Origin of the sequence: Geothrix rubra (assembly GCF_030268065.1) — a bacterium.
In the GTDB taxonomy this organism is placed as follows: Bacteria; Acidobacteriota; Holophagae; order Holophagales; family Holophagaceae; genus Geothrix; species Geothrix rubra.
Genome location: NZ_BSDD01000003.1, coordinates 313,347 through 339,699, shown reverse-complemented (window position 1 = coordinate 339,699; position 26,353 = coordinate 313,347). Strand labels below are relative to the sequence as shown.

Genomic DNA, 26,353 nt, shown 5'->3' with positions numbered 1-26,353 from the left:
GCCCGCGGCCCGGCGCAAGGCGGGTGGGACAAATTCGGCCCCGGACTCAATGGATGGGGGACTCCGTGAATCCGGCCCTCAGGTGCCGGGTTCCGGCGCCGCGGCGGCGAGGCCCGGATCGTGGGGCAGGTTGCCGCGGGGCGAGCGGAAGTAGGCGAAGGGGGTGGCGTAGAGGAAGTTCGACACGCGGGACGTGTAGATGTCGGCGTAGCGCTCGATCTGCCGCGTGAGGTGGCTCTTGTCGTTGCCGGCGCGGGTGAGCAGGCCCCAGCGGGGGTTCACCAATTCCGTGCCGGACTTGGCCAGGGGGGCGATCTCCGCGTCGAGGGCCACGAGCTGGCCCCGGAGGTCGTGGATGCGGGCCTCCAGCCTCGCGGCGTCCCCGGTGGGGGCGGGGCCGTAGCCCGCCCGGAGGCGCTGGAGGGCCAGGCGGGTCCGGGAGAGCCGCGCCTCCATGGCCTCCTTCTCGCGCATCATGGCCACCAGGCGCTGCTCGGTCTCCTGGAATCCCTCCAGGGCCGCCACCTCGCCCTCCAGCTCCCGCAGCACCAGCGCCGTCCGCCAGCTGAGGGCCCGCTTGCTCACGTGCACGTCGCCGAACATGTGGTCGCCCACGTAGAGGATCTCGTCGCCGGAGATGCCCAGGTCCCGCTCCACCTGGGCCGCGCTGCCGCCCAGGTAGGCCTGGCCCGGCGCCAGCGGGCCGTCCATGGGCCGCAGGAGGCCGTCTTCCGTGACCACCTGGAAGAAGGGGCTGCGCTCGGTGAAGAAGGCGGGTTTGCGGGCGGCGACGATCACCAGGTCGAAGAGCTGGCGCCAGGTCATGCCCTCGGGAAGGAAGCGGTCGTAGGCGTAGGCCATCATCTTCGCCGTGAAGCCCCACTCGGAATTGGTGATGAGCAGCAGCTTCTTGCCTGCGGCCTTCTGGTCCAGCAGGGCCAGGGCGGCCTCGGGATCCAGCACGACGTACTTCTCGGGCGAGGCCGCGATCTCGGCCTTGAGGTGGCCTTCCAGGTGCTGGGCGTCCACCCGGGCCCGCACATGGCGGTAGAGGCTGGCGTACTCGAAGGGGCGGGGCAGGGCGCCCCGGTCCAGCAGGTCCACGGCCTGGGCGTAGAGGCAGCCCTCGGAGAGCGAGAACAGCGTGTTGAGGAAGACCCAGCGGGGATCGCCCAGGTCCACCAGGGTCTCCGCGTAGGCGTCCCGCTGCTCGGCGAACTCCAGCATCCGCGTGCCATGCATGGCCCGCTTCACGAAGCCGAAGCGGTTGGCTTTCACCAGGTTGCCCAGCTCCGTGTCGATGACCAGGCCCCGGGCCACCATGCGCGGATCGAAGGCCAGGTCGGCCACGGGCCAGCCCTCGGAGGCCAGCCGCTCCCGGGCCTGGGCGTAGACCATCTGCTCGAAGGCCGCCACCCGGTAGTCCACCAGGGTGTAGTCCATGTCGTAGCCGACGGCCCTCACGGAGCGCAGGTTCAGCGTCCGGTTGCAGAAGATCCCGCGGCCGCGGGGCGGGGTGGGGAGGGAGCTCGCGTCGTCCATGTCCCTGGCAGCATACCAAGGGGCCATGCCGGAGCCGTGACGGCCGGGTGGGGCGCGGGATCGTGGGTGGACGCCCCGGGCTGGTCATCGCAGGCTGGAGGGTGGAGTCCGCGCATGACGCACCGCCCCCTGTTCCTCCTTACCAACGACGACGGCATCCACTCCCCGGGCCTGCGAGCCGCGGCGCGGGCGGTGCGGGACCTGGGCGACGTGCTGGTGGTGGCCCCGGCCACGCAGCAGACCGCCATGGGCCGGAGCTTCACGGGGCGGCCCGACGCGGCCCTCGAGCCGGTGCCCTTCGAGGTGGACGGACACGCCCTCCGCGCCTATGCCTGCGAGGGCTCCCCGGCCTCCGTGGTGCGCCATGGCCTCTCGGTGCTCTGTCGCGACCGCCGGCCGGACCTGCTGGTGTCGGGCATCAACTACGGCGAGAACGTGGGCATCAGCATCGGCGCCTCGGGCACCGTGGGGGCCGCCATGGAGGCCGCCGCCCGGGGCATCCCCGCCCTGGCCGCCTCGCAGCAGATGCACCCCGACCATTTCATGCGCCACGAGGCCCAGGACTGGAGCGCCTCCGAGCACTTCCTCCGGCTCTTCGCGCGGAAGCTCCTGGCCGCCCGACTGCCCCAGGACGTGGACCTGGTGAAGCTGGACGTGCCCGAGGACGCCACCCCGGCGACCCCCTGGCGCCTGAGCCGCCTGTCCCGCCAGCGCTACTTCGAGATGGTGCTGGACGACCCCGGGCTCCACAGCCGCCTCCGGGACGGCCGCATCACGGTCCAGGTGGATCAGGCGGCCCTCGAACCCGATTCCGACGTCCACGCCCTCGTGCGCGAGCGCGTGGTGGCCGTCACCCCCCTCAGCCTGGACGCCACCTCCCGCGCCGATTTCGGCGCCCTCCGCGAGGCCCTGGGGGACTGAGGGCGGCCTCCGTGCGATCCTGGGGGTCGCCTTTGGAGGTCCCATGCCTGGCTTGAACCGGCTCCTGGTCCCCGCCCTTCTGCTCGCGCTGCCGGTGATGGCGGCGGAGAAGCGGGCCTTCACCATCGAGGATCTGTACCGCCTCAAGGGCGTGCAGCAGCTCGCCCTCAGCCCGGACGGCTCGAAGCTGCTCTTCGACGTGTCCAGCCAGGACCTGATGGCCAGCACGCGGAATACCGAGATCTGGATGCTCGATCTGGCCACGGGCATCACGCGGCAGCTCACCTTCGGCCCCAAGTCCTGCAGCTCGCCGGCCTGGTCCAAGGACGGGAAGACGATCACCTTCCTCTCCGGTCGCGAGGGGGGGCAGCAGCTCTGGGCCATGGACCCGGCCGGCGGCGAGGCCCGCAAGGTCACCGGCTTCGAACCCGGCGTGGATGCGCCGAGGCTCCTGCCGGACGGCCGGTCCCTGGTGTTCGAGGCCACCGTGTTCCCCGAGGCCATGGCCGATGGCGCCAAGAACAAGGAGCTGGCCGATAAGCTGGAGAACGGCCCGGTCCAGGCCCACCTGGCGGATGCGCTGCTCTACCGGCACTGGACCCAGTGGCAGGACTTCCAGTACACCCACCTCTTCCGCGCCACCTTCGACGGCAAGGTGGAGGCCCTCACCGCCGGGAAGCAGGACTACCCCGCCGCGGCCACCACGCCCATGGCGCAGACCTACGACGTGAGCCCCGACGGGAAGGAGCTGTGCGTCGTCACCAATCCTGACGCCGTGCCGGCCCGTTCCACCAACCAGGACCTCTTCCTGATCGGCCTCGACGGCGACCGGACGCCCCGCGACATCACCGCCGGCAACAAGGCGGCGGACGTGGATCCCAAGTACTCGCCGGACGGCAAGTGGATCGCCTACCGGTTCCAGACCAAGCCGGGCTTCGAGTCCGACCGCTTCCGCCTGGCCGTCTACGACCGCGCCACCCACGCCACCCGTGTGCTGACGGAGGCCATCGACAACTGGGTGGACGGCTTCCAGTGGTCCGCCGACGGCAAGGCCCTCTGGTTCACGGTGGAGGAGAAGGGCCACTGGCCCCTCTTCCGCGTGGACGTGGCCACCGGGAAGGTCGAGCGGGTGCTGGACGGCCAGTCCATCCGCGAGTTCGTGGTGAGCCCCGACCAGACGTCCGTCCTCTTCACCCGCACCACCGTGGGCGAGCCCGTGGAGATCTGGCGCTACGACGTGGCCGCCAGGGCCCTGAAGCGGCTCACGGCCTTCAACCAGAAGGTGGCCGACGAGGTGGACATCCGCCCCGCTGAGACCATGTGGGTGAAGGGCGCGGACGGCGCCGAGGTGGAGGTCTTCATCGTGAAGCCCCACGGCTTCGACCCCGCGAAGAAGTACCCGCTCATCATGAACGTGCACGGCGGCCCCCAGATGATGTGGTCCGACACCCTGCGCGGCGACTGGCAGGTGTACCCCGGCGCGGGCTACGTGGTGGCCTTCCCCAATCCCCACGGCTCCACGGGCTACGGCCAGGCCTTCACCGATGCCATCTCCGGCGACTGGGACGGCAAGGTGATGACCGACATCGCCAAGGTGACGGATGCCCTCGCCAACCTGCCCTACGTGGACAAGGACCGCATGGGCGTCATGGGCTGGAGCTGGGGCGGCTACGCCATGATGTGGCTGGAGGGGCACACCCACCGGTTCAAGGCCATCGCCTCGATGATGGGCGTGTACGACCTACGGGCCATGCACGGCGCCACCGAGGAGCTGTGGTTCCCCGAGTGGGACCTGAAGGGGCAGCCCTGGACGAACCCGGCCACCTACGACCGGATGAGCCCCAACCAGTTCGTGAAGGACTTCAAGACGCCCTGCCTCGTCATCACCGGCGAGCGGGACTACCGCGTGCCCTACACCCAGAGCCTGGAGTTCTTCACGGACCTGCAGGAGATGGGGGTGCCCAGCCGCCTGCTCGTCTTCAAGAACGACGGCCACTGGCCCGATGCCCTGAAGTCCATGCCCGTCTACTACAACGCCCACCTCGAATGGTTCCAGAAGTACCTGGGCGGCGGCGCCGCCCCCTGGAAGACGGAGGACCTGGTGCGGAACCTGGTCTTCGGGAAGGCCGGGAAGTAGTCCCGCCCAGGACGTGGGACCCGCTTTCGGCTCCCCGTCCCTGCGACCCCCGGCGAGGCGCTGGACCAGGCCTCGCCGGGTGGCCCCCGGCCCGCCCTGACGCAGATGTGACATCCGGGTGAGTCTCGTAACTTTTGGGCTCCGTTCAGCTTGGGGCTTCATGGAGGCCGGGTTCGTTGGCTATCCTGAGTCTCAGGAGGAACTTTTCATGCATCGAAAGCACCACCGCGGTTCAACCATCCTGGCGCTCCTGGTGGCCGCCGTCCCCCTCTGCGCCCAGGGGGTGTCCGCCCAGCTGAGCGGACGGGTCCTGGACACCCAGGGGCAGGCCCTGGCGGACGCCACCGTGGCCATCCGCAACGAGGAGACCGGGTTCATCCGCACCGTCCGCACCGATGCGCGGGGGCGCTTCCTGGCCCTGGCCCTGCCGGTGGGGCCCTATGCCGTCGGCGTGACCAAGCCCGGCTTCCAGTCGGCCGCCAACGTCAAGGTGAGCCTGAACCTGGGTGACGCGGCCCCCCTGACCGTCCGCCTCGCCCCCGAATCGGGCGCCACCGTGGAGATCGTGGCCGGCGAGTCCCGAGTGGACAGTGACCGGTCGACCGTGGCCGCCACCGTGGCGCCCTCCGACCTGGAGAACCTCCCGATCAAGGGCCGCAGCCTGCTGGACTACTCGAGCCTGACGCCCCAGGTGAGCGTCACGGGCCGCGGGCAGGTCGCGATCGCCGGCTCCCGGGGCGTGAACACCTCCATCAACATCGACGGCGGCGACTACAACTCCTCCTTCTTCGCGGGCGCGACGGGCACCAGCACCGTGGCCGGCAGTCCCTTTTCCGTCTCCCTCGAAGCGGTGCGCGAATTCCAGGTGGTGACGGACGGCGCCTCCGCCGAGTTCGGCCGCATGGGCGGCGGCTACCTGAACGCCATCACCAAGTCGGGGTCCAATGACCTCACGGGCGGCCTCTTCTACTACTACCGCCCCAGCAGCTGGGTCGAGAAGGAGGTCAACGTCTCCGGCGCGCCGGGGGCCAACGCCATCGTGAGCTTCAAGACCATCCAGTACGGCGGTTCCGTCGGCGGCCCCATCATCAAGGACAAGCTCTTCTACTTCGTGGCCTTCGACTTCCAGCGGGAGAGCCGGCCCCAGAGCTTCGTCTGGGGCGGCAGCAACCCCGTGGCCCTGGACCCCGCCAACGCCTCGGATGCCGTGCTCCTCTCCAAGGCCGGTTCGTACACCAAACCCAACGACGGCGACAACCTCTTCGCCCGGATCGACTGGAACCTCAGCACCGACCACACCCTCCAGTTCCGGGTGACGAAGTCGAGCGTGAAGAGCATCTACAACGCCAGCCTCACCAACTCCCGGGAGAACATCGCCCACGACGAGTACAACACCACGGCCCTCGGGCTCCAGTGGAACTGGACCCTCGGCGCGAACTGGCTGAGCGAGTTCAAGCTGAACTGGAACAAGGACGAGCAGCCCCGCGTGCCCGAGAGCTACGGTCCCCAGGTGACCATCAGCTCCGTGGGCACCTACGGGAAGGTGCCCTACACCCGCGCCTTCGAGCTGAAGAAGACCCAGATCACCGAGGCCGTCACCTACTTCACGCCCACCATGCAGGTGAAGGGCGGGGTGGACCTCATCCTCCACGATGTGTTCGAGGTGTTCGCGCCCTTCGTGGAGGGGGCCTACACCTTCAACACCCCGGGCCTGACCAATTTCCGCGCCGGGACCTGGACCACGTACCAGCAGAACTTCGGCCTGAACGGCCTCTCCGGCTATGACGCGGGGCGCTTCGACCAGAAGGAGCGTGACCTGGCCCTCTTCCTCCAGACCGACTGGCACGTGACCAGCTCCGTGAAGCTGGGCCTGGGCTTCCGCTACGACAAGCAGGAGCACCCGGACTTCCCCATCCTGGACGTGTCCAACCCCATGGCGGCCACGCTCCCGCTCACGGCGAAGATTCCCGCCTCCGATGCGATCAGCCCCCGGCTGAGCCTGGTCTGGACCCCCGAGGCCGACAAGGGCAACACGGTGGTGCGGGCCTCCGCGGGCCGCTTCGTGAGCCGCACGCCCGCCATCTTCCTCTACCAGGTCTACACGGGGAACGGTGCCCGGGTCGGGGCCTACACCTTCAACGCCAACAACGCCGCCCAGCTGGCGCTGGCCCAGCAGCTCGGCATCGGGTACGGCGCGGCCTTCAACCCCGCGGCCCCGGCCACCATCGACCCGGCGGCCCTTTCCACGCTGAGCGCGTCCCAGCTGGCCACCCTCGCGGGGACGCTGCAGGTGTCCACCTTCGGTCCCGACTTCAAGAACCCCTCCACCAACCGCTTCAACCTGGGCGTGGAACGGGCCTTCCGCCTGGGGTGGGTCCTCGGGCTGTCCGGCACCTATGCCAAGACGGAGCACCTGGAGCGCATCACCGACCTGAACCTGGCCGAGACCGGCATGGATCCCCAAGGGCGGGTGCTCCTCACGCGTCCCAACCCCAACTACGGCGCCATCAAGGCCTATATCAGCGACGCCGAGTCGAAGTACAAGGCCCTGACCCTCTCTGCCAAGTACCAGAAGACGGATTCCCCCCTCAGCGCCCAGGTCTACTACACCTGGTCCGAGGCCAAGGACAATGACTCCAACGAGCGCAACTACAACAGCTGGGGCACCCAGAACCCCCTGCGGCTGAACGAGGACTGGAGCTACGGGGACAACGACCGCCGCCACGTGGTGGTCGGGAACGCCTCCTACCTGGACCCCCGCTCCAAGGTCCAGGTCGGGATGACCTTCCGCTACTACTCGGGCCTGCCCTACACCCCGTACTTCTCCAACGACCTGAACGGCGACACCATGCGCGTGGATCGTCCCATCGGCACCGACCGGAACAGCCTGCGCACGGCCAGCCAGACCAATGTGGACCTCCGGATCAGCCGGGAATGGCAGCTCTCCCGCACCCGGCTGGACCTGTCCCTGGACGTGTTCAACCTGTTCAACCGGGCGGACACCTACTACCGCATCGGCTACAACGGCACGGACGCCGCGCCGGTCCTGAAGCAGTACTTCACGACCCTGACCCACGTGGACGACACGCTGTTCCCCACCCGCCAGGTCCAGCTGGGCGCCCGCCTCTCCTTCTAGGCGATCCGGTCCGACATCCGGGGCGGCGCCAGCGCCGCCCCGGATGCTTGGTACCCCCCGGCCGGGAACGCGTCCATACTGCGGACACCCAGGGAGGCGGCCATGTCCATGCTGCTGCAGATCGTCCTTTCCCTATCGATCGTCACCGTCACCATCCTGCTCGGGATGCTGCTGGTCCAGGCGCGCCGCACGGCCGCCTCGGTGGAGCGGCTCGCCGAGAGCGCCGCCCAGGATCTCCACCGGATGGCCGGCGATGTGCACGAGCTCCGCCTGAAGGTGGTGGAGGTCGCCGACCTCGCCCGCGGGGTCTTCGAGCTTCCCTCCACCCTGACCCAGGTGGTGGCGGGGGTCGTCCGGGGAATGCCCGCGTTCTTCGTGCGGCGACGGCCGACCGGACGAATCCTCGAAGCCCTCCTGACAGGGATCCAAAGCGCCGTACATTTGCTCCGCGGCCGGAAGGCAGGGCCGCCGGAGGAGGGTTCCCGTGCGTGAGGAAAGCGGCATGTTTGGCACGTCCCTGTTGGTGTTCCTGGCGGGCGCGGCCGTGGGCGCGGCCGTCGCCGCCCTGACCACGCCCAAGACCGGGCCCGAGCTGCGGGGGGACATCAAGGGCCTGGGCCAGAAGCTCAGGGACCGGTTCGCCCCGGTCAACACCCATGAGGAGGAGCGGATGGGGGCCTGATCCCCACCGCCGGAAGCTGGCGATCCCGCGCTGGCCGTGGGGGGGGAAAGCCGTCCACCCCGCAGGGCGCCGCCTGAGACGCAGACTCGCTAGATCCAGTCCTGGCAGGGGTTTGCGCGCTACCATCGTATGAAGATGCTATGGTGGTCGGACCTCTTCCGGAGCGGCCCATGACCCCCCATCCCGCCTTCGCGGCCCTGCTGGCCCTGCCCGTCCTCGCCGATCCCGCCGCGGCGGTGAACCCCTTCTTCTCGGAGTGGAAGACCCCCTTCGGCGTGCCCCCCTTCGCGGAGATCCGGGAGGAACACTTCCTCCCCGCCTTCCGGGAGGGCATCGCCCAGCACGACCGCGAGGTGGCGGCCATCGCTGGATCGGCGGAACCCGCCACCTTCGCCAACACCATCGAGGCCCTGGACGCTTCGGGCCAGTTCCTGGAGCGCGTGGGAGCCGTCTTCTACAACCTTACGGGCGCGGAGACGAACCCGAAGCTGCAGGCCGTGAACCGCGAGGTGGCACCCCTCATGGCGGCCCACCGGGACGACGTGCAGCTGAACGACCGCCTCTGGCAGCGGGTGAAGGCGGTGTGGGACGCCCGCGAAGCAGGCAGGCTGGACCGCGAGCAGGCCCGGCTGCTGGAGCGCACCTACAAGGGCTTCGTCCGCGCCGGAGCCGCCCTGACGCCGGAGCAGAAGGTCCGCATGCGGGCCCTCAACGCGGAGCTGTCGAAGCTGGGGGTCGAGTTCGGCGATCGGCTGCTCAAGGCCACGAAGGCCTTCCGGATGGTGCTGGACACGCCCGCCGATCTCGCGGGCCTGCCCGAGGGCACCCGGCTGGCCGCGGCCGCCGCCGCGGAGAAGGCCGGCCTGAAGGGGAAGTGGTTGTTCACCCTCGATGCGCCGAGCCTCTGGCCCTTCCTGGAGAACGCGGAGAACCGCGAACTCCGGAAACGCATGCTCACGGCCTACCTGGAGCGCTGCAACCAGGGCGGCGACACGGACACGAACACCATCGTCAGCCGCGTGGCGGCCCTGCGGGCGGAGAAGGCCCAGCTGCTGGGGTACCGGACCTGGGCCGACTACGGTCTGGAGGAGAACATGGCCAGGACCCCCGCCGGGGTCTACGGCCTCCTGGAGCAGGTGTGGAAGCCGGCCCTGGCGGTGGCGAAGCGGGAGCGGGCGGACCTGCAGGCCCTGATGGCGAAGGATCTGCCCGGCGAGGCGCTCCAGCCCTGGGACTGGCGCTACTACGCCACGAAGGTGAAGCTGGCGAAGTACGACCTGGACGAGGAGGCGCTGAAGCCCTACTTCCCCCTCGACCGGGTGCGGGAGGGCGCCTTCTACGTGGCCGGACGCCTCTACGGCATCACCTTCACCGAGAAGAAGGATGTGCCCGTCTACCACCCCGAGGTGCGGGCCTTCGAGGTGAAGGAGAAGGACGGCCGGCACCTGGGCTTGCTCTACGTGGACTACCACCCGCGGCCCGGCAAGCGCGGCGGGGCCTGGATGAGCGCCTACCGAAGCCCCTGGGTGAAGGACGGGAGGAAGGTGGATCCCGTCGTGGTGAACGTCTGCAACTTCACCCGGCCCGCCGGGGACCGGCCGGCGCTCCTCACGGACGACGAGGTGCGCACCCTCTTCCACGAGTTCGGCCACGCCCTCAACGGCCTCTTCTACGCGGGCCGCTACCGGGGCACCGCCGGCACCCCCCGGGACTTCGTGGAGCTGCCCAGCCAGGTGATGGAGAACTGGGCCATGGAGCCCGAGGTGCTGAAGGTCTACGCCCGCCACTACCACACGGGCGAGGTCATCCCCGCCGACCTGGTGGCCAGGCTGCGGCGGGCGGGCACCTACGGCCAGGGCTTCGCCACCACCGAGTACATGGCCGCGGCCCTGCTGGACATGGACTGGCACACCCTGGCGGACACGAAGCCCCGCGACACGGCTGCCTTCGAGAAGGCCTCCCTGGCCAAGTGGGGGCTGATCCCCGAGATCCCGGTGCGCTATCGCAGCCCGTACTTCAACCACATCATGGGCGGCTACGCGGCGGGGTACTACAGCTACATCTGGAGCGCCGTCCTCGACAGCGACGCCTTCCAGGCCTTCAAGGAGAAGGGCGACCTCTTCGATCCGGCCACCGCGGCCGCGTTCCGGGGCAAGATCCTCTCCCGGGGCGGCACGGAGGATCCCGCCGTGCTCTTCCGCGACTTCCGCGGCCGCGATCCGAAGGTGGATCCGCTGCTCACCAAGCGGGGGCTGGCGTTCTAGGTCGAGGCGGCCCCTAGAACCGCAGCACGCCGCCCAGGCTGAGGCCGGTGGCGGTGAGGGTGGGCTCGACGGGGCTCCAGAAGGCCCGGGCCTCGGCAGCGATGTGGGGCGTGAGCTGGTAGCCGATGCCGCCGCTCACCCCCAGGCGGGTGTGGGAGGTCGCTGCCGCGCCCGTGGGGCTCACCCGCCACATCTGGCCTCCGGCCCCGCCCACCAGGTAGGGTCCGTGGTCCGTGGATTCCCCCGGGAACCACAGGGCGTCCAGCATGAAATCGACGGAGGACACGGTGACCTCCGCGCCGCCGAGGCTGGCGCTGACCTTCTTCGGGAAGTACTGCCCGCCCACCGTGGGGCGGAGCCTGAAGGCCTCTCCCACGGGGATCTCCACGAAGCCCCCGGCACCGATTCCGACCTGGCCGTCCGTGAGGTCACGAAGATCGCCCATCGGGATCACGCCCTGGACCCGCACGCCGAGGGCGGCGTCCTGGGCGCAGAGGGGCAGGGCGGCGAGCAGGAGGGGAAGGAGACGGCGCATGGTCACACCTCGTATCTGGAGACCGTCTCGTCCCAGCGCCCCTGGGCCTTGAGGATCCGCTCGGCCACGGCGCGCAGGACGCCCCGGCCGCCGGGCACGGGGACGGTCCACTGGCAGGCGGCCCGCACCTCCTCCGCGGCATCGGCGGGGCAGCAGGCCAGGCCCACGCGCCGCAGCAGGGGCAGGTCCGCCAGGTCATCCCCCAGGTGCGCCACCTGGTCGTAGGTCAGGCCGTGCCGGGCGCAGAGCTCGTCCAGGACGGGCTTCTTGTCCAGGTGGCCGGCAAAGCAGTCCTCCACGCCCAGGTCCTGGGCCCGGTGGTCGGTGGCTGGGGAGGCCAGGCCCGAGATGAAGGCCACGGGGATGCCGGCCCGCTGGAGCCACTTGATGGCGGCGCCGTCGCGGACGTGGAAGACCTTGGTGTGGCTGGCCCCGCCGCCGTAGCGCAGGCCGCCATCGGTGAGCACGCCGTCGATGTCGGTGCAGAGCAGGCGGATCTTCGCGGCGCGGGCATCCAGGTCGTCCACGGGGGCCTCCTGGCTCCAGCGTAGCAAGGCCGCGAGGGGTGTCAGGCGATGGCGGGGTCGCCGGATCCATGCCTGGCGCTGGGCGTTGACGAAGATCAAAATTCTCCCAGGAGGCTTCAGCACGGTGGCAACTCTGGTTGATGGATGCCCCGATGGGTATAGAGTTTTCCTTGACGGGAATTTTCGGCTTGACCCGGGGATGGAACTGGATAATCATTTGTGCATGGAGTTGAAGATGAACCATCAGCTCAGCAACCCGATGATCGATGAAGTGAGCGGCCTGTTCAGTGCCCTGGGCGATGCATCCCGCCTGAAGATCCTCCGCTCGCTGCTCGATTCGAAGGGTCCCCTGAGCCAGGGCGCGGTGGCTGACGCGTCGGGCCTCTCCCAGGCCAATGCCTCCAAGCACCTGGCCTGCCTGGTGCGCGTGGGGCTCGTGAACCGCGAGCCGGAGGGCAATGCCGTGTACTTCACCCCGGTGATGCCCCTGGTGTCCGACCTGTGCGACCTCGTCTGCGGCCATGTGAGCGACCGCGCCAAGATGACCTACAAGGCCCTTAAGTGATTAAGGGTATGGGCATTTGCTTTTTTTTGCTTAGGAGTATTCCTTTATGACCAATAAAGTCATACAAAGGCTCGGCTTGCTCCTGGCTGCGGGAACGGGTCTCTGGGGCCAGGGCAGCATGACCGTCACCGATGCCATCCGCAAGGCCTGGGTGGACCAGGCCGGCCTCAAGGCCGGCCAGGCCATGGTGGACAGCCGCAAGGCGGAAGCCGAGGGCTACCGCGACCTGCGCCTGCCCACCCTCACCCTGCAGGCCCAGGGGGTGCGCACCAACGAGCCCATGATGGCCTTCGGCATCAAGCTCAACCAGGCGCGCATCGGGATGGCGGACTTCAATCCCCTGGTGCTGAACCACCCCGACGCCATCGGCGCCTACGGCGGTTCCGCGGTACTCCAGCAGCCCCTCTACACCGGCGGCCGCATCACCGCGGCCCGGAAGGCCGGCGACTTCATGGCCCAGGCCGAGGCCGCCAGCCAGGAACGCCGCAAGCAGGAGACCGCCTTGGCGGTGGTGCAGGCCTACTTCGGCGCCGAGGTGGCGGAGCAGGCCCTCAAGTGGGTGGGCGACACCGAGACCTGGGTGAAGGGCATGGAGGACTTCGTGGGGGCCCGGGTGAACCAGGGCCTCATGCTCGAATCCGAGCTCCAGCGCCTCAAGGCCTTCCACGCGCAGGTGGATGCCCAGAAGGCCGAGGTCGTCATGCAGATCCGCTCGGCCCGCTCGGGCCTGGGTCTGCTCCTGGGACAGGGCCCCGTGGACGGTGCCCTGGCGACGCCCCTGGAGCCGGGGACCCCGGCGCCGGCCGCCGCGCCCGCGCGCCGGCCCGACCTGGTGGCCGCGGAACTGCAGGCCAAGGCCGCGGGCGAGGGCGCCAAGGCCGCCAAGGGCAACAACCTCCCCGAGGTGGGCCTGGAGCTGGGCGCGGGCACGCTGCACCATTCCTGGTCCCAGAAGGGGGACTGGACCTGGGCCGGCGTGGGGGTGAAGTGGAAGGTGTTCTCCGCCCCGGACCTGGCCAAGGCCCGGGCTGCCAAGGCCCAGGCGCAGGCCGCCAAGGACATGCAGATCTTCAAGGAGCAGCAGGCGGAGCATGAGACCCGCGTGGCCCGGGAGGCCGTCACGGCCGCCGAGGCCCGCTACGCCGCCGCCAAGGACGCCCTGGCCGCCGCCGAGGAGTCCCGCCGCCTGCGGGAGGCCCGCCACAAGGAGGGCCTGGCCCCGCTCATCGAGGTGCTCGACGCCGAAGCCGCCGTCCAGGGCGCCCGCACCCTCATCCTCCAGAGCCTCTACGAACTTCGCGTGAGCCGCGCCAGCCTCGACCTGGCCACCGGCACCCCCATCGAAGGAGTCCAGCCATGAAGACCACCCTCTCCGCCCTGGCCGTGACCAGCGCGCTCCTGGGCACCCTGGCCTGCGGCCAGAAGGAGACCCGTCCCGAGGCGAAGGCGCTCCCCCGCGTAGCCGTGTCCCTCGCCGCCACCAGCACCCCCGAGGGGGGCGCCTGGGTGGCCGCCACGCTCCAGTCCACCCGCACGGCCATGATGTCCACCCGCATGGCCGCCCAGGTGAAGCGCGTCCTCGTGGAAGAGGGCCAGCGCGTGGCCGCCGGCACCCTCCTCATCTCCCTCAACGACCAGGACCTCCAGGGCCAGCTGAAGGCCGCCGAGACCGGGCTGGCCACCATCGAGGCCCAGCATCGCCGCATCGTGGCGCTGCAGGCCCAGAAGGCCAGCACCATCGCCGAGCTCCAGCAGGTGGAGGCCCAGGTGGCCCAGGCCCAGGCGGGCGTCACCGCCCTCAAGGCCAACATCGCCTACACCCAGATCCGGGCCCCCTTCGCCGGGGTGGTGCAGTCCCGCAAGGTCAACGAGGGGGACTTCGTGGGCCCCGGCATGCCCCTGGTCGAGCTCTACGCCGACGGCGAACAGGAACTGGTGGCCACGGTGTCCGCCAGCGAGGCCAAGGGCCTGAAGGTGGGCCAGAAGGTGGCCTTCACCGCCGAGGACACCCAGGGCGAGGCCCAGATCACGGCCCTGGCCCCCGGGGGCGATCCGTGGAGCCACAAGGGCACCCTGCGCGCCAAGGTCCTCAAGCCGAAGGGCCTGCGCCAGGGCACCTTCGCCCGCATCCTCGTGCCCGGCCTGCATGCCGAGAACCTCACCGTGCCGAAGAGCGCCCTGGTGCAGCGCGGCGAGCTGTCGGGGGTCTTCGTGGCCAAGGACGGCCAGGCGGAGCTCCGCTGGCTGTCCCTGGGCGAGGCCGTGGGGGACCTGGTCCCCGTGCGCGCCGGCCTGAAGGACGGCGAGAAGGTCATCGACAACCCGGGCGCCATCCAGGATGGCCAGCCCATCGACGTGCGCCAGGCCGAGGTGAGCCATGGCAAGTGAACCCAAGCTCGGCTTGGCGGGTCGCCTCGCCAAGTCCTTCCTGCGCAGCAAGCTGACGCCGCTCATCGTCCTGGCGTCGCTGATGCTGGGCGTCCTCGCCGTGGTGCTCACGCCCCGCGAGGAGGAACCCCAGATCATCGTCCCCATGGTGGACCTCTACGTGCCCTACCCGGGCGCAAGCCCCAAGGAGATCGAGAGCCAGGTCACCACGCCGCTGGAGCGCCGCCTGTGGGGCATCCCCGGCGTCGAGTACCTCTACAGCATGAGCACGCCGGGCATGGCGCTCATCACCGTGCGCTTCAAGGTGAACGAGCCCCAGGAGCCCAGCCTGGTGAAGGTGTACCAGGAGCTGAAGGCCAACCCCCAGATCCTCCCGCCCGGGGCGATGAAGCCCATCATCAAGCTCCAGACCATCGATGACGTGCCCTTCCTCGTGCTCACCCTGCACGGGGAAGGCCAGACGCCGGGCAGCCTCCGGCGCATGGGCGACGTGGTGGCCCGGGAACTGTCGGACGTGCCCAGCACCGCCCAGGTGAAGGTCATCGGCGGCGCGGCGCGCCAGGTGCGCATCGAGCCGGACGTGGATCGCCTGCGCTCGCTGAACATGTCCATCGCCGAGCTCCAGCCCGCCCTCCAGGCGGCCGAGGCCCAGCTGCCCGCGGGCGCCCTGGTGGACCGCGGCCAGCGCACGGAGCTCGAGGCCACCGGCTTTGTGCTCCAGGCCTCCGAACTGCGTCGGCTGGTCGTGGGCGTCCGGGACATGAAGCCCATCTTCCTGGGTGACGTGGCCAAGGTGGTGGATGCCACCGATCCCGAGCCGCCCATGGTGCTGTTCGCGGACAGCGCGAAGCCCGGCTTCGAGCCCGCCGTGAGCATCGCCCTCTCCAAGCGGGCCGGCACCAACGCCACCGCCCTGGCCGAGACCGTGCTGGCCAAGGTGGACGCCCTGCGCGGCAACCTCATCCCCCGCGACCTGAAGGTGACCGTCACCCGCAACTACGGTGAGACGGCCGGCGACAAGTCCAACGAGCTGATCGAGCACCTCCTCATCGCGACCCTCAGCGTCATCGCGCTCATCCTGCTGGCCATGGGCTGGCGGAGCGCCGTGGTGGTGGGCGTGGCGGTCCCGGTGACCCTCGCCCTCACCCTGCTCATCACCTACCTGTTCGGCTACACGCTGAACCGCGTCACCCTCTTCGCGCTGATCTTCTCCATCGGCATCCTGGTGGACGATGCCATCGTGGTGGTGGAGAACATCCACCGGCACATGCACCTCCCCGGCCGGCCGAAGAGCTTCGCCCAGATCGTGGTGGAGGCGGTGGACGAGGTGGGCAACCCCACCATCCTGGCCACGTTCGCCGTCATCGCGGCGATCCTCCCCATGGCCTTCGTCCGCGGCCTCATGGGCCCCTACATGCGGCCCATCCCCGTGGGCGCCAGCGTGGCCATGATCTTCAGCCTGCTGATCGCCTTCATCATCAGCCCCTGGGCCAGCCTCCACGCCTTCAAGCACGAGGCGCACCTTCCGGAGACGGACGAGACCGGCCTGCATCCCGCCACACCCGAGACGGCCGCGCCGGAGGTCCATGCCCACCGCCACCACCCGGACAACCCCGAGGTGGCCCCCGACACGAAGTTCGCCGCCCTCTACCGCAAGGCCATCCGCGCCCTGCTCAATCAGCCGAAGGTCCGCTGGACCTTCTTCGGGGGCGTGTTCCTGCTGCTCATCGCCGCCATGTCCCTCGTGGGCTTCGGGGTGGTGAAGGTCAAGATGCTGCCCTTCGACAACAAGTCCGAGTTCATGGTCCAGCTCGACCTTCCCGCGGGCACGCCCCGGGAGAACGCGCTGGCCGTGGGCCAGGACGTGGCCCGGCGCCTGCTGAAGGAACCCACGGTCCGCAACGTGCAGGTGTACGCCGGCGAGGCCGCGCCCTTCACCTTCGTGGGCATGGTCCGCCACAGCTTCCTGCGCCAGGGGGCCGAGATGGTGGACATCCAGGTGAACCTGGTGCCCAAGGGCGATCGCAAGGAGCAGAGCCACCAGATCGTGGTGCGCCTGCGCCCCGAGCTGGAGAAGATCACGAACCCCGCCGGCGCCCGCATGAAGCTGGTGGAGATCCCGCCCGGACCGCCGGTCATGGACACCATGGTGGCCGAGATCTACGGTCCCTCCGAGGCGGAGCGTGAGCGCCTGGGCGGGGAGGTCCTCAAGGCCTTCAAGTCCGTGGATGGTATCGTGGACGTGGATTCCACCCTCAACGCCACGAACCCCAAGATCAGCCTCGTGCTGGACCGGGAGAAGGCCGCCCTCCACGGCGTGGCCCCCGCCCACGTGATCCAGACCCTCTACATGGCGGGCTACGGCCACGTGGCCGGCGCGTTCCACGTGCTGCGCGGCTCCAGCCAGGTGCCGGTGATCATCCAGATCCCTGCAGCCAAGCGGCAGCGGCTGGACCAGATCCTCCAGCTCTCCGTACCGGGCGCCCGCGGCATGGTGCCCGTCAGCGAGCTGGTGACGGTGAAGCGGGGCACGGAGGATCCGGTCATCTTCCACAAGGACCTGATGCCCGTGACCTACGTCTTCGGCGACCTGGCCGGCACCATCGAGAGCCCGGTCTACGCCCTGGCGGCCCTCAACAAGAAGATCGACGCCCTGAAGGGCACCGGCGGCGCGCACATCGAGCGCCTGGGCCTCGCCCAGCCTGAGAACACCGAGAACCTGATCATGAAGTGGGACGGCGAGTGGCACATCACGCTCGAGGTGTTCCGCGACCTCGGCATGGCCTTCGCGGCCGTGCTGGTGCTGATCTTCGTGCTCGTGGTGGGCTGGTTCGAGAGCTTCGAGATCCCCTGGGTGATCCTCGTGCCCATCCCCCTCAGCCTAATCGGCATCATCCCGGCCCATGGCCTCTTCGGCGCGTTCTTCACGGCCACGAGCATGATCGGCTTCATCGCCGGGGCGGGCATCATCGTCCGCAACAGCATCATCCTCGTGGACTTCATCGAGCTGAAGCTGCGCGAGGGCATGCCCCTGGCCCTGGCCGTGGAGGAGGCGGGCGTGGTCCGGTTCCGGCCCATCCTGCTCACCGCCGCCGCGGTGATCGTGGGCTCGCTGGTGATGCTGGCGGATCCCATCTTCCAGGGGCTGGCCATCAGCCTCATGGCGGGCTCCGTGGCGGCCACGCTGCTCTCCGTGCCCTCCATCCCTGTCCTCTACTACCTGATCGCCCGCCGCAGCCGCGCCGCCGAACTGCAGCGGCAGGCCTCCCACCCCGACTCTGACGAATAGGAGCTCCCCATGACCGTCGACCGCATCGTCCACGTCTTCGCCGGCACTTTCATCCTGGCGAGCCTGGCCCTGGCCCACTTCCACAACCCCAACTGGCTGTGGCTCACCGCCTTCGTGGGCGCCAACCTCCTCCAGAGCGGGATCACCAACTGGTGTCTGCTGGCGAGCATCCTCCGCAAGCTGGGGGTGCCCGACCAGGCCGCCTCCTGCTGCGCGCCGGGGGTGAAGTGAAGGCCATGGCCGTCCGCCTCGCCCTGGGCCTCGTCATCGGCGGGGCCCTGGGCTACGCCTACCACCGGCTGGTGGGCTGCAGCACGGGGGCCTGCCCCCTCACCGCCACCCCCTTCCGCGCCATCACCTATGGCGCGGTGATGGGACTGATCTGGGCCACGGCTAGGTAGGCGCATGAGCTTCTTCCTGAACCCCGAGCAGGCCCGGGAGCTCCTCGACGGCGGCGCCCTGGTGGTGGATGTCCGGTCGGCCCCCGAGTTCCAGGGCGGGCACGCCCCGGGCAGCCTGCACCTCCCCCTCCACCTGCTGCCGGCCCTGGCCCAGGAGCGCCTCCCGAGGGACCGGGCCCTGCTGCTCTGCTGCGAGAGCGGCGCCCGCAGCTTCCAGGCCGTCAACTACCTCAGGCACCAGGGGTACGATGCCCACAATCTGGGCCCCTGGACCTTCCATCCCGACCTTTCCTGATCCGGAGCCCCCATGTCCGACGTCATCCACCTCACCACCGGCGCCTTCCCCAAGGCCACCTCCCAGCCCCAGCCCGTGCTCATCGATTTCTGGGCCCCCTGGTGCGGCCCCTGCCGCATGCAGGGTCCCATCCTCGACGAAGTGGCCAAGACCGTCGGCCCCAAGGCGATCGTCGCGAAGGTGAACGTGGACGAGGAGCCGATGCTGGCCAGCCAGTTCGGCGTGCAGAGCATCCCCACCCTGGTGATCCTCAAGGACGGCCGCATCCAGCAGCGCTTCGTGGGCGTCCAGCCGGCCCATGTCCTGACGAACGCCCTCCAGCAGATGGGCGCCTGATGGATTTCCCCTGGATCTACCTCATCCCCGTCGGGGTCATCGGCTACCTGCTCTGGAGCAAGCGTTCCGCCTCGGCCGCCGACGTGAAGGCCCTGCTCGAGCGCGGGGCCCAGATCGTGGATGTCCGCACCAAGGGTGAGTTCAAGGCAGCGGGCCATCCCAAGGCCATCAACATCCCGGCGGACCAGCTGGAGGCCCGGGCGAAGGAACTGGACCCCGCGCGACCCGTGCTCCTCTGCTGCGACAGCGGCAGCCGCAGCGGCTTCGCGGTCGGCATCCTCAAGCGCAAGGGGTTCAAGGAGGTCCACAACCTGGGCTCCTGGCGCCGCATCCAATCCTTCCTTTCCTGAACCGGAGGCCGACCATGGCTGAACCCACCCCCGCCCAGGGCATGCCCACGCCCGACCAGGTGCTCCAGATGATGCAGGGCAAGATGGGCGACACCCTGCCCGAATGGCCCGCGCAGCTCAAGGACCAGGCGCCCGACCTCCTGCTGTCCACGGCCATGCTGTCAAAGGGCAGCGTCGCGCGGGCGGAGAGCACCATCCCCCTCAAGTACCGCCACCTGATGGCCGTCTCCGCGGCCCTGGCCCGGCGCCAGCCCGCCTGCGCCCGCTCCCAGGCCCGCATGGCCATGGCCGAAGGCGCCACGGCCGACGAGGTGATGGATGCCGTCCGCATCGCCCGGCATCTCATCGCCGTGGGCGTCATCGACGCCGCGGCGCCGATCCTCGCCGATCTGGACGCGGCGCGGGGGTGAGCATGGAGGCCACCGTCACCTGGACCTCCGGCATGGCCTTCGAGGCGGAGCAGGAGGGCCGGCGCATCCCCATCGACGTGCCCGGGCCCGACGGCACCTCCCGCGGCGTGCGCCCCAAGGGGCTCCTGCTGGCGGGCCTCGGCGGCTGCACGGGCATGGATGTCGTGAGCATCCTCGAGAAGATGCGGGTGCCTTTCGAGGGGCTGGCCGTGGAGGTCAGCGCCGACCAGTCGGAGGATCATCCGAAGGTCTTCACGGCCATCCGTGTGACTTACCGCTTCAAGGGCCGGGACCTGCCCATGGACAAGCTGGCGCGCGCCGTGCAGCTCTCCCAGGAGAAGTACTGCGGCGTCTCCGCCATGCTGGGCAAGACCGCCGCCATCACCACGGAGATCGTGGTCGAGGGCTGAGCGACAGAGCCTGGAGCCAAGCCCGGCGGGCCTCCGCCGGGCTTCGTATTTACCCCTTGCGGCGGGGCGGGGCAGGGCGTATATTTTCATTTCGGAGAATGACGAAATGACGAAACAAGCCCTGCCGCCCTTGGTGGATCGCCTCAAGGCCCTGGCCCATCCGGTGCGTCTGCGCATCCTGGCCATGCTCCGGGGCGGGGAGCTCTGCGTCTGCGAGATCACGGAGGTGGTGGGCCTGGCCCCCTCGACCATCTCCCAGCACCTCTCGGACCTCCGCCGGGCCGGTTTCGTGTCCGAGCGCAAGGTGGGCCGCTGGGTCCACTACGCCCTGGTGCCCGAGCCCTTCCCCACGGCCCTGCTGGGCGTCCTCTGGCCCGAGCTGGCCGGGGACCCCGCCGTGGAAGCCGACCATGCCACCGCCCTGCAGGCCCGGAACCAGGATCTGCGGGCCTGCTGCGCCGTCCCTGCCCCCAAGAGCGCCTCTGCCGCGAAAGGAACCGCCCATGCCTGAGCTGTCCAATCACCCCGTCCACGAGGCCGTCCGCTCGGCGTACTCGGCCATCGCCACCGTCCGCGGCGGGGGCTGCTGCGGGCCCCAGTCCTCCTGCTGCGGCGGGGGCAGCGCCGAGGCCGTGGCCCAGGGGGTCGGCTACAGCGATGCCGAGCTGGCCACCCTGCCGGAGGGGGCGAACCTGGGCCTCTCCTGCGGCAACCCCACGGCCCTGGCGGAGCTGCAGTCCGGCGAGACGGTGCTGGATCTCGGCTCGGGCGGCGGTCTGGATGTCTTCCTCGCCGCCCAGCGGGTGGGTCCGGAGGGCAAGGCGATCGGGCTGGACATGACGCGGGAGATGGTCGCCCGGGCCCGGCAGAACGCCGCGGACTTCCGCCGCCGCACGGGCCTGGACAACGTCGCGTTCCACCTGGGCCAGATCGAGGCGATTCCGCTGCCCGACGCCTCGGTGGATGTGGTGATCTCGAACTGCGTCCTGAACCTCAGCCCCGACCAGGCTGCCGTCTGGCGGGAGATCGCCCGCGTGCTGAAGCCCGGCGGCCGCGTGTCCATCTCGGACATGGTGCTGCTCCGCCCGCTGCCCGAGGCGATCCGTGCGGACGTGCTGGCCCACGTGGGCTGCATCGCCGGGGCCGCCCTGGTGGACGACCTGAAGGCCATGATCCTGGCGGCGGGCCTCGTGGATCTGTCGCTGGAGGACAAGGCCGGGGCCGTGGCGGCCATGCTGCCGGAAGGGGACTCCCTGGCCGAGCAGCTTCCCGCTGCGGATCGGCCCGCCGACTACGTGGCCAGCATGATCATTGCCGCCAGGAAGCCCCGGTAGTGCCATGCAGAAGCGCCTCGCCTTCCTCGACCGCTACCTCACCCTATGGATCTTCCTGGCCATGGGCCTGGGTGTGCTGCTGGGCTGGGCCGTCCCCGACTTCAACCGGGCCATCAACGCCTGGAACGTGGGCACCACCAGCGTGCCCCTGGCCGCGGGCCTGATCCTGATGATGTACCCGCCCCTGGCCAAGGTGCGCTACGAGGAACTGCACCTGGTCTTCCGGAACCGGAAGGTGCTGGGGCTGTCCCTCCTCCAGAACTGGGTGATCGGGCCCCTGCTCATGTTCGGGCTGGCCGTGCTGTTCCTGCGCGACCGGCCCGAGTACATGGTGGGCCTCATCCTCATCGGCCTGGCCCGCTGCATCGCCATGGTCATCGTGTGGAACGACCTGGCGAAGGGCGACACCGAGTACTGCGCGGGGCTCGTGGCCTTCAACTCCATCTTCCAGGTGCTCTTCTTCAGCGTGTACGCCTGGTTCTTCGTCACGGTGCTGCCCGCGAACCTGGGCCTCCACGGGGCGGTGGTCGCCATCACCATCGGGCAGATCGCCGAGAGCGTCTTCATCTACCTGGGCGTTCCCTTCCTCGCAGGCTTCCTGACCCGGCTCATCCTGGGCCGAATCAAGGGCCTGGACTGGTACCACCGGGTGTTCGTGCCCAAGATCAGCCCGCTCACGCTGGTGGCCCTGCTTTTCACCATCGTCGTCATGTTCAGCCTGAAGGGCGACGCCATCGTGAAGCTGCCCTTCGATGTCCTCCGCATCGCGATTCCGCTGCTCATCTACTTCGTGGTGATGTTCCTCGTGAGCTTCTGGATGTCCAAGAAGGTGGGCGCCACCTACCCGCAGAGCGCCACCCTGAGCTTCACGGCAGCCTCCAACAACTTCGAACTGGCCATCGCCGTGGCCGTGGCCACCTTCGGCATCGCCCACGGGGCGGCCTTTGCGGCGGTCATCGGCCCCTTGGTGGAAGTGCCCGTCCTCATCGGCCTGGTGAACGTGGCCCTCTGGCTCAAGCGTCGCTGGTATCCCGAATGTGCGGAATCCGTCGCCGGCGTCATCTGCTGCCCCGCCACCGATCCCGAGGTGAAGCCGTGAGGACCCAGAGCATCCTCTTCCTCTGCGTGGCCAACAGCGCCCGTTCCCAGATGGCCGAGGGCCTGGCCCGGCAGATGTTCCCAGGCTTCCGCATCCAGAGCGCGGGCAGCCGGCCCAGCCGCGTGAATCCCTATGCCCTCGAGGCCCTGGCCGAACAGGGCATCGATGCCACCACCCACACTTCCAAGAGTGTCGAGACCATCGATCCGGCCACGGTGGACCTCGTCATCACCCTCTGCGCCGAAGAGGTGTGTCCGCTCTTCCTGGGCAAGGCCGAGCGGCTCCATTGGCCCATCCCCGATCCCGCCAGCGACGATCCCTCCCTGGCGCCGGAGGAGCTGCGGGCCCGCTTCCGGGCCGGGCGGGACGAGATCCGGCGCCGCCTGGAGACGCTGAAGGAGGAACGGGCATGGTGATCCGACCGAGAACGGCGGAGGACCTGGAGGCCGTCCGCGCCGTTCTGGCGGCCGAGCAGCTGCCCCTCGACGCGCTGGAGGCCACCGAGGGCTGGGTCGCGGAGGAGGCCGGCGCCCTCATCGGGCACGTGGCCCTGGAGGCTGCGGCGGACGCGGTGCTGGTGCGCTCCCTCGTGGTGGCGCCCGGGCACCGGGGCGGCGGCCTGGGGGGGCGTCTGATGCAGGCTGCCGAGGCCGCGGCCGGGGCCCGGCCGCGCTACCTGAAGACCGACACCGTGGGGCCGTGGATGGTGGCGCGGGGCTATCGCCTGGCCCGGCCGGACGAGATCCCCGCGGGGATCCAGGCCACGTCCCAGTTCGCCGGCGGGGCCTGTGCCTGCGCCTGCACGCCGGTCCTCGTCCAGGGGCTCCCCTCTGCGCCGAAGGGACCGGGGTTCCTCGCCCGGGGCGGCTGGCTGATCCCGGCCCTGCCGCTCTGGTTCCTGGCCTACCACTGGCTGGAGCCCGCGGCCAACGCCCTCACCGCCCGGGTGTTCCATCTGCGCCTCGATTCCCGCCTGGGCTCGGCGGTGGCCTTCTTCGCCTACGACGCGCCGAAGGTGCTGATGCTCCTCTCCCTGGTGGTGCTGGGGGTGACCTTCGTCCAGACCTTCCTCAGCCCCGAGCGCACCCGCGACATCCTGGCCCGGCGGGCCGGGGCGTGGGGGAACCTGCTGGGCAGCCTCCTGGGCATCGTCACGCCGTTCTGTTCCTGCTCGGCGGTGCCGCTTTTCATCGGCTTCGTGCGGGTGGGGGTGCCCCTGGGCGTGACCTTCTCCTACCTGGTGTCCGCGCCGATGGTGAACGAGGTGGCCCTCTTCCTGCTGCTGGGCCTCTTCGGCTGGAAGATCGCCCTCCTCTACGCGGGCACCGGCGTGGGGGTCGCCTTCCTCGCGGGCTGGGTGATCGGGAAACTCCGGATGGAGCGGCACCTCGAGGCCTGGGTGATGGAGATCCCCTACGCGGCCCAGGCGGCGGAGGAATCACGCCTGGGCTTCCCGGCCCGGCTGGAGATCGCCGTCCAGGGCGTGCGGGACATCGTGGGCAAGGTGTGGCCCTACCTGCTGGCGGGCATCGCCGTAGGGGCCTTCATCCACGGCTACGCCCCCGAGGCCCTCATGGCGCACATCATGGGCAAGGCCGCCTGGTGGAGCGTGCCCCTGGCGGTGCTCATCGGCGTGCCCCTCTACAGCAACGCGGCCGGGGTGATCCCCATCGTCCAGGCGCTCCTGGGCAAGGGCGCGGCCCTGGGCACGGTGCTGGCCTTCATGATGGCGGTGACGGGCCTCTCCCTGCCGGAGACGATCATCCTCCGGAAGGTGCTGAAGCCCCGCCTCATCGCCGTCTTCCTCGCCGTGGTGGCCGCCGGGATCCTCCTGGTGGGCTACCTGTTCAACGCCCTTCTCTAGGAGGCCGCCATGCTCATCGAGATCCTCGGCACCGGCTGCGCCAAGTGCGAGCTGCTGGCCAAGCACGCGGAGGAGGCCGCCCGCTCCCTGGGCCTCGAGTACCGGATCGTGAAGGTGAAGGAGATCCCCGACATCATGGCCCGGGGCGTCATGAGCACCCCGGCCATGGCGGTGGACGGCGTCCTCAAGGTGCAGGGCCACGTGCCCACGGTCCGCAGCCTGGCGGAGCTGTTGAAGGCCTGATTCCGGCCCGTACGGAACTGGCGGGCCCACGATGGGCCCGCCTCCCCTACCCCTGAGTCCTCAGCCATTGCCTTGCGGCTGCGGTCAGGCTTGGACAACAGTATGGGCAATTAAGAATGTAGTTCTATGGTTTTCTGTGTGATCTGCGTCACCACCCGCGGGCATCCGGAGAAGGCCGTCCGGCCTTGATTTTCGCAGGCCCGAGGGTCCGGCTCCCTGCGGCCGTGTGATACTCGTCACCGACGCGGGCCGGGCCCGCGCGGAACCGATTCCACAGGGAGGACCCATGGGGGACCCGCTTTTCTGGCACAGGCTCCAGTTCGGCTTCACGGCCACCTTCCACTACCTGTTCCCCCAGCTCACCATGGGCCTCGCCTTCATCATCGTGGTGCTGAAGGCGCTGGGGCTGAAGACCGGCGAGGCCCGCTACAACGACGCGGCGCGGTTCTGGATCCGGATCTTCGGCATCAACTTCGCCATCGGCGTGGTGACCGGCATCCCCATGGAGTTCCAGTTCGGCACGAACTGGGCCCAGTTCTCCCGCTTCTCCGGCGGCATCATCGGCCAGACCCTGGGCATGGAGGGCATGTTCGCCTTCTTCCTGGAGAGCAGCTTCCTGGGACTGCTGGTGTGGGGGGAGAAGAAACTCTCCCCCAAGGGCCACTTCGGCGCCGCGCTGGCGCTGTGGATCGGCAGCTGGCTGTCCGGCTACTTCATCATCGCCACCAACGCCTTCATGCAGCACCCCGTGGGCTACGCCCTGGGACCCGACGGCACCCTGCAGCTCACGAGCTTCTGGACCTTCCTGCTGAACCCCTGGGCCCTGGTGCAGTACGCCCACAACATGGTGGCCACGGTGGTGACGGGTTCCTTCGTGGTGGCCGCGGTGGGCGCCTTCTGGAGCCTGAAGGGCATCCATGAGACCCAGGCCCGCCTGAACCTGAAGGTGGGGACGCTTCTCGGCCTGGTGTTCAGCGTGCTGGTGGCGTTTCCCACCGGGGACCTGCAGGGCAAGATGGTGGCGAAGCACCAGCCGGTGACGCTGGCCGCCATGGAGGGCCGTTTCGACAGCGGCACCCACGCGCCCCTCACGCTCATCGGGCAGCCCAATGTGGCCCAGCGCCGCATCGAGAACCCCATCCGGCTCCCGGCCGTGCTGAGCTTCATCGCCTACGGATCCTTCTCCAGCAACGTCCAGGGCCTGGAGGCCTTCCCCCAGGACCAGTGGCCCCAGAACATCGAGTTCCTCTACTACGCCTTCCACATCATGGCGGGCCTGGGCACGCTGATGATCCTCGTGATGGGGCTGGCGGCCCTCCTGCTCTGGCGGAAGAAGCTGGAATCGAGCAAGGCCATGCTCTGGACGCTGATGCTGGCGTTCCCCTTCCCCTACATCGCCACCACGGCGGGCTGGGTGGTGACGGAGTTCGGCCGGCAGCCGTGGCTGCTCTACGGCCTGCTGCGCACGCCCCAGGGGGGCAGCCCCACGGTGAACGCAGGCCAGACGGCTTTCACCACGCTCGGCTTCGCCGGCATCTTCGTGGTGCTGGGGATCCTCTTCCTCTTCCTCGTCGGGCGCGAGCTGGCCCACGGCCCTGAATCCCACGCCGAGAAGGCCTAGGAGG

Annotated in this window: 27 protein-coding genes and 1 pseudogene; 25 read left to right on the top strand and 3 right to left on the bottom strand. The window is 69.5% G+C overall.

Features of this window, described 5'->3' with window-relative positions; genetic code table 11:
- Nucleotides 1-78: 78 nt before the first annotated feature.
- Nucleotides 79-1,542 (bottom strand): HAD-IG family 5'-nucleotidase, encoded by a 1,464-nt coding sequence (locus QSJ33_RS09625; RefSeq protein WP_285725015.1) that lies wholly within the window; start codon nt 1,540-1,542, stop codon nt 79-81.
- A gap of 114 nt (nt 1,543-1,656) precedes the next feature.
- Here QSJ33_RS09625 and surE point away from each other — a divergent pair, with 114 nt between their 5' ends.
- The 6 genes from surE to QSJ33_RS09595 all read left to right on the top strand — a co-directional run bounded on the left by surE (nt 1,657) and on the right by QSJ33_RS09595 (nt 10,682).
- Nucleotides 1,657-2,463 (top strand): 5'/3'-nucleotidase SurE, encoded by an 807-nt coding sequence (surE, locus tag QSJ33_RS09620; RefSeq protein WP_285725013.1) that lies wholly within the window; start codon nt 1,657-1,659, stop codon nt 2,461-2,463.
- A gap of 43 nt (nt 2,464-2,506) precedes the next feature.
- Nucleotides 2,507-4,600, top strand: a complete 2,094-nt coding sequence (locus QSJ33_RS09615; protein ID WP_285725011.1) for a S9 family peptidase — start codon at nt 2,507-2,509, stop codon at nt 4,598-4,600.
- Between the two features lie 208 nt (nt 4,601-4,808).
- Nucleotides 4,809-7,736: a TonB-dependent receptor gene (locus QSJ33_RS09610; protein WP_285725009.1), complete on the top strand. Its 2,928-nt coding sequence runs from the start codon at nt 4,809-4,811 to the stop codon at nt 7,734-7,736.
- Between the two features lie 102 nt (nt 7,737-7,838).
- Entirely contained in the window at nt 7,839-8,228 is a 390-nt protein-coding gene (locus QSJ33_RS09605; RefSeq protein WP_285725007.1) for a hypothetical protein, read from the top strand.
- A 10-nt stretch (nt 8,229-8,238) separates the two neighbouring features.
- A complete protein-coding gene (locus tag QSJ33_RS09600; RefSeq protein ID WP_285725006.1) occupies nt 8,239-8,418 on the top strand; it encodes a YtxH domain-containing protein in 180 nt (59 codons plus the stop codon).
- A gap of 170 nt (nt 8,419-8,588) precedes the next feature.
- Nucleotides 8,589-10,682: a M3 family metallopeptidase gene (locus QSJ33_RS09595; RefSeq protein ID WP_285725004.1), complete on the top strand. Its 2,094-nt coding sequence runs from the start codon at nt 8,589-8,591 to the stop codon at nt 10,680-10,682.
- 13 nt (nt 10,683-10,695) lie between these two features.
- Here the strand turns inward: QSJ33_RS09595 and QSJ33_RS09590 are convergent, their stop codons facing one another.
- Together QSJ33_RS09590 and QSJ33_RS09585 are read right to left on the bottom strand one after the other, a co-directional pair.
- A complete protein-coding gene (locus QSJ33_RS09590) occupies nt 10,696-11,217 on the bottom strand; it encodes a hypothetical protein (RefSeq protein ID WP_285725002.1) in 522 nt (173 codons plus the stop codon).
- A 2-nt stretch (nt 11,218-11,219) separates the two neighbouring features.
- Entirely contained in the window at nt 11,220-11,744 is a 525-nt protein-coding gene (locus QSJ33_RS09585) for a KdsC family phosphatase (RefSeq protein WP_285725000.1), read from the bottom strand.
- A 235-nt stretch (nt 11,745-11,979) separates the two neighbouring features.
- On the opposite strand from QSJ33_RS09585, the gene QSJ33_RS09580 reads away from it, so the two are divergent.
- From QSJ33_RS09580 to QSJ33_RS09495, 19 genes and pseudogenes are all read left to right on the top strand, one after another.
- The gene (locus QSJ33_RS09580; protein ID WP_285724998.1) at nt 11,980-12,309 is read left to right on the top strand and encodes an ArsR/SmtB family transcription factor; all 330 of its coding nucleotides are present in this window, start codon (nt 11,980-11,982) and stop codon (nt 12,307-12,309) included.
- A gap of 118 nt (nt 12,310-12,427) precedes the next feature.
- Entirely contained in the window at nt 12,428-13,669 is a 1,242-nt protein-coding gene (locus QSJ33_RS09575) for a TolC family protein (RefSeq protein WP_285724996.1), read from the top strand.
- On the top strand, nt 13,666-14,697 hold the full coding sequence (locus QSJ33_RS09570; RefSeq protein WP_285724994.1) for an efflux RND transporter periplasmic adaptor subunit: 1,032 nt from the start codon (nt 13,666-13,668) through the stop codon (nt 14,695-14,697). Before QSJ33_RS09575 ends, QSJ33_RS09570 begins: the two co-directional genes overlap by 4 nt.
- Nucleotides 14,687-17,986, top strand: coding sequence for an efflux RND transporter permease subunit (locus QSJ33_RS09565; RefSeq protein ID WP_285724992.1), 3,300 nt, complete (start codon nt 14,687-14,689; stop codon nt 17,984-17,986). Before QSJ33_RS09570 ends, QSJ33_RS09565 begins: the two co-directional genes overlap by 11 nt.
- Nucleotides 17,987-17,995: 9 nt before the next feature.
- The gene (locus QSJ33_RS09560; protein ID WP_285724990.1) at nt 17,996-18,217 is read left to right on the top strand and encodes a YgaP family membrane protein; all 222 of its coding nucleotides are present in this window, start codon (nt 17,996-17,998) and stop codon (nt 18,215-18,217) included.
- A gap of 5 nt (nt 18,218-18,222) precedes the next feature.
- Complete coding sequence (locus QSJ33_RS09555; protein ID WP_285724988.1) at nt 18,223-18,387, top strand: DUF6132 family protein; 165 nt, start codon at nt 18,223-18,225, stop codon at nt 18,385-18,387.
- A gap of 4 nt (nt 18,388-18,391) precedes the next feature.
- Nucleotides 18,392-18,682: a rhodanese-like domain-containing protein gene (locus tag QSJ33_RS09550; protein ID WP_285724986.1), complete on the top strand. Its 291-nt coding sequence runs from the start codon at nt 18,392-18,394 to the stop codon at nt 18,680-18,682.
- A gap of 12 nt (nt 18,683-18,694) precedes the next feature.
- A complete protein-coding gene (trxA, locus tag QSJ33_RS09545; RefSeq protein ID WP_285724984.1) occupies nt 18,695-19,018 on the top strand; it encodes a thioredoxin in 324 nt (107 codons plus the stop codon).
- Nucleotides 19,018-19,368 carry a rhodanese-like domain-containing protein gene (locus tag QSJ33_RS09540; RefSeq protein WP_285724982.1) on the top strand — a complete coding sequence of 117 codons (351 nt, stop codon included), beginning with the start codon at nt 19,018-19,020 and terminating at the stop codon, nt 19,366-19,368. Before trxA ends, QSJ33_RS09540 begins: the two co-directional genes overlap by 1 nt.
- 14 nt (nt 19,369-19,382) lie before the next feature.
- Nucleotides 19,383-19,778, top strand: coding sequence for a carboxymuconolactone decarboxylase family protein (locus tag QSJ33_RS09535; RefSeq protein ID WP_285724980.1), 396 nt, complete (start codon nt 19,383-19,385; stop codon nt 19,776-19,778).
- Between the two features lie 2 nt (nt 19,779-19,780).
- Nucleotides 19,781-20,188: an OsmC family protein gene (locus QSJ33_RS09530; RefSeq protein ID WP_285724978.1), complete on the top strand. Its 408-nt coding sequence runs from the start codon at nt 19,781-19,783 to the stop codon at nt 20,186-20,188.
- Nucleotides 20,189-20,294: 106 nt separating this feature from the next.
- A complete protein-coding gene (locus QSJ33_RS09525) occupies nt 20,295-20,699 on the top strand; it encodes an ArsR/SmtB family transcription factor (protein ID WP_285724976.1) in 405 nt (134 codons plus the stop codon).
- A complete protein-coding gene (gene arsM, locus QSJ33_RS09520) occupies nt 20,692-21,522 on the top strand; it encodes an arsenite methyltransferase (RefSeq protein ID WP_285724974.1) in 831 nt (276 codons plus the stop codon). Before QSJ33_RS09525 ends, arsM begins: the two co-directional genes overlap by 8 nt.
- 4 nt (nt 21,523-21,526) lie before the next feature.
- Nucleotides 21,527-22,621 carry an ACR3 family arsenite efflux transporter gene (gene arsB, locus QSJ33_RS09515; protein WP_285724972.1) on the top strand — a complete coding sequence of 365 codons (1,095 nt, stop codon included), beginning with the start codon at nt 21,527-21,529 and terminating at the stop codon, nt 22,619-22,621.
- Complete coding sequence (locus QSJ33_RS09510) at nt 22,618-23,037, top strand: arsenate reductase ArsC (RefSeq protein WP_285724969.1); 420 nt, start codon at nt 22,618-22,620, stop codon at nt 23,035-23,037. Before arsB ends, QSJ33_RS09510 begins: the two co-directional genes overlap by 4 nt.
- Nucleotides 23,031-23,291: pseudogene (locus QSJ33_RS15600) on the top strand (GNAT family N-acetyltransferase); the annotation flags it as partial. The gene QSJ33_RS09510 and the pseudogene QSJ33_RS15600, both read left to right, overlap by 7 nt.
- A 201-nt stretch (nt 23,292-23,492) precedes the next feature.
- On the top strand, nt 23,493-24,485 hold the full coding sequence (locus QSJ33_RS09505) for a permease (protein ID WP_420801391.1): 993 nt from the start codon (nt 23,493-23,495) through the stop codon (nt 24,483-24,485).
- A gap of 9 nt (nt 24,486-24,494) precedes the next feature.
- A complete protein-coding gene (locus tag QSJ33_RS09500) occupies nt 24,495-24,728 on the top strand; it encodes a thioredoxin family protein (RefSeq protein ID WP_285724966.1) in 234 nt (77 codons plus the stop codon).
- A gap of 286 nt (nt 24,729-25,014) precedes the next feature.
- On the top strand, nt 25,015-26,349 hold the full coding sequence (locus tag QSJ33_RS09495; RefSeq protein ID WP_285724964.1) for a cytochrome ubiquinol oxidase subunit I: 1,335 nt from the start codon (nt 25,015-25,017) through the stop codon (nt 26,347-26,349).
- Nucleotides 26,350-26,353: the final 4 nt, after the last annotated feature.